General features: G+C 46.0%; 2 protein-coding genes and 1 pseudogene. All 3 read left to right on the forward strand.

The annotated features are described in order from the left end of the window. The first annotated feature begins 256 nt into the window (after positions 1 to 256). Positions 257 to 1,417 carry an ABC transporter permease DevC gene (gene devC / locus QUB77_RS19495; RefSeq protein WP_333176096.1) on the forward strand — a complete coding sequence of 387 codons (1,161 nt, stop codon included), beginning with the start codon at positions 257 to 259 and terminating at the stop codon, positions 1,415 to 1,417. 203 nt (positions 1,418 to 1,620) lie between these two features. Further along, positions 1,621 to 2,439, forward strand: coding sequence for a Uma2 family endonuclease (locus QUB77_RS19500; RefSeq protein ID WP_333175899.1), 819 nt, complete (start codon positions 1,621 to 1,623; stop codon positions 2,437 to 2,439). 107 nt (positions 2,440 to 2,546) lie between these two features. Next, positions 2,547 to 2,792 (forward strand): annotated as a pseudogene (locus QUB77_RS19505) (ATP-binding cassette domain-containing protein); the annotation flags it as partial. Positions 2,793 to 2,866 lie beyond the last annotated feature (74 nt).

Genomic DNA, 2,866 nt, shown 5'->3' on the forward strand with positions numbered 1-2,866 from the left:
GCGCACCCTACAGATAGTCTGTGCTGTTTGCTACCACTGTCAACCCTCAAATGCTATCAACCCTCAATGATCGACCCTAAACTGTAAGGTGCGTCGCTACGAGATGGTCGATCGAAATTTGGGACGGTTGGTGGTGACGCACCCTACAACTATCTACTCTCAATTCCCAATTCCCAACTATCAACTATCAACTATCAATCGCGGCGGGCACGGGGGCAGTGTCCCTACCAACTATCAACTATCAACTGACTTTTTTATGGCAAAAATACCACTAGCTTGGGCACAGTTAACCCGCGAAAAAATGCGCTTAGCCGTCGCACTAGCCGGCATTGGCTTCGCCGACTTGCTAATGTTTATGCAGTTTGGATTTAGAGACGCGCTATTTGAAAGCTCCATCACCTTTCACTCGAAGTTAAAAGGGGATATTTTTATCACCAGCACTCAATCTACGGCTTTAATAGCCATGAAAAGTTTTCCTCAGCGTCGTTTGTATCAAGCTTTGAGTTTTGACGGGGTTACAGCAATTAGCCCGGTATATTTAGGCTTTGGATTGTGGAAAAACCCCGACCCCAACCAGCGAAATACTCGGCAATTGATGGTAATAGGTTTTGACCCTGCTCATCCCATCTTTGATCTGCCTGAAATCCAAAATAATTTGGACAAAATCAAAATTTCAGATGTGGTTTTATTTGACCAAGCTTCCCGCCCGGAGTTTGGGCCGGTAGCAGAATATTTCAAACAGGGAAAAGTTGTTGAAACAGAAGTTGACAATCGCCGCGTTAGGGTAGATGGTTTATTTACTATAGGGGCCTCTTTCGGTGCCGACGGAAATCTTGTCACCAGCGATTTGAACTTTATGCGGATTTTTTCGACGCGGAGAACAAGAGGTTTAATCGATATAGGTATTGTTCACTTGCAGCCGGGAACAGATGTTAAGGCTGTTGTTGATAAAATGAGGGCAACTTTGCCGAAAGATGTGATAATTTCTACTAAAGAAGAGTTTGTAGATTTTGAAAAAAAATATTGGCAGGAAAGTACATCAATCGGATTTGTTTTCACTCTCGGCGCGGCAATGGGATTTATCGTTGGGATTGTGATTGTTTATCAAATTCTTTATACTGATGTTACCGACCACTTGCCGGAATACGCGACGCTGAAGGCGATGGGATATAAGGATATTTACTTTTTGGGTGTGGTGTTTCAAGAGGCTTTGATTTTGGCAATTCTTGGCTATTTGCCAGGGTTTGGAGTTTCTTTGGTGCTGTACAATTTAGGGAGAAGTGCTACGAGTTTGCCGATGTATATGACTTTGGCGAAAGCTATGACTGTTTTTATTATGACAGTTGTCATGTGTGCGGTGTCGGGGGCGATCGCAGTTAGGAAGTTGCAGGCGGCTGACCCGGCGGATATTTTTTAATTCAGCATGGTTAGCAACTAGAGAACCCATTTAAAATCTATTCCTGCGCTCTCAAGTTTAATCGAAAGTTACTTTGTGCGGGGGTACTTCCAGAAGCTGAATTCTTTTCCCCATCAGGAATTGGATAGCTGTGCCGATCGAACGCTATGCTGTAGGAGAGTATCCGTCTCACTCTCGATCGCACTCTCCCTCGGTTCTACGCTATGACCCAAAGCTTCAACCCCACAGCGTTGCCTCCCGCCTTTCCCGACCACACGCAACTCCCAGAATCTGACGGCACGTTTGTGAAAAACTTTCAAGAACATCCCCAGAGTATCCTGCTCACAGACTCCCTGGAAATTACACTGCAAAATCTGCATCCCGACGGACAGTATGCGATCGGGCAAGATTGCGGCATCTACTGGCGCGAAACCGACCCTCCAGAAAAGGGTGCCGAAGCCCCTGACTGGTTCTACATCCCCAACGTGCCTCCCCGATTAGATGGGCAATATCGGCGTTCCTACGTGTTGTGGCGCGAGTATATTGCGCCGTTGATTGCGATCGAATTTGCTAGTGGCGATGGTTCTGAAGAACTCGACAGCACTCCCTTATCTGCTTTGCCATCCGGGGAAAACCAGAAACCGGGAAAGTTTTGGGTATACGAGCGGATTATCAGAATTCCCTACTACGCTATTTACAAGATCCAAACCAATGAATTAGAAGTCTACAATTGCGTGAATACTAGATATCGGCGCTTGGAGCCGAACGATCGCGGACATTACCCGATCGACCTGATGGGAGTAGAGTTGGGTGTATGGTCGGGTAGCTATCAAAATCAGACACAGCAGTGGTTGCGCTGGTGGGATAACCTGGGAAATTTATTGCTGACCGGGAGCGAGCGAGCTAGATTGGAGAGCCTCCACGCCGAACAGGAACGCCAACGGGCCGACGCTGAACGAGAACGGGCCGATCGCGAACGAGAACAAAAAGAGCGATTGGCGGCTTATTTGCGATCGCAGGGAATCGATCCCGACCTCATTTGAGTCTTGGCTGTTGCTTTATTTTGTGAGGATATAGAAAAGGGGGCGATCGAATATTGGAGGCTCTTCCTTTCCCATCGAAAATCTTCAATGCGAAAATCGAAAATCGAATGAACGCTACACCAGTTATTTCAATTAAAAATCTCAATCATTCCTTCGGCGAAGGACAACTTCGCAAACAGACATTATTTGATATCAACCTCGAAATTTATCCGGGCGAAATCGTGCTGATGACTGGGCCTTCAGGGTCTGGTAAAACAACATTATTAACCTTGATTGGAGCTTTGCGATCGATCCAAGAAGGTAGTCTTAAAATTCTCGACCAAGAATTGCGGGGAACGGGGAAAAATAAATTATAGTCATTTCAAATAAGTATGAGACACTCTTTATGCACAATAAGCACGAATAACTTCATCAAGAGATGTGCCAG

The organism is Microcoleus sp. AT9b-C3 (assembly GCF_036705485.1).
GTDB lineage: Bacteria > Cyanobacteriota > Cyanobacteriia > Cyanobacteriales > Microcoleaceae > Microcoleus.

What these genes read in the sequence shown, in the direction of transcription:
- devC (WP_333176096.1), top strand. Translation starts at nt 257, where the DNA reads ATGGCAAAAATACCACTAGCTTGGGCACAGTTAACCCGCGAAAAAATG.
- QUB77_RS19500 (WP_333175899.1), top strand. Translation starts at nt 1,621, where the DNA reads ATGACCCAAAGCTTCAACCCCACAGCGTTGCCTCCCGCCTTTCCCGAC.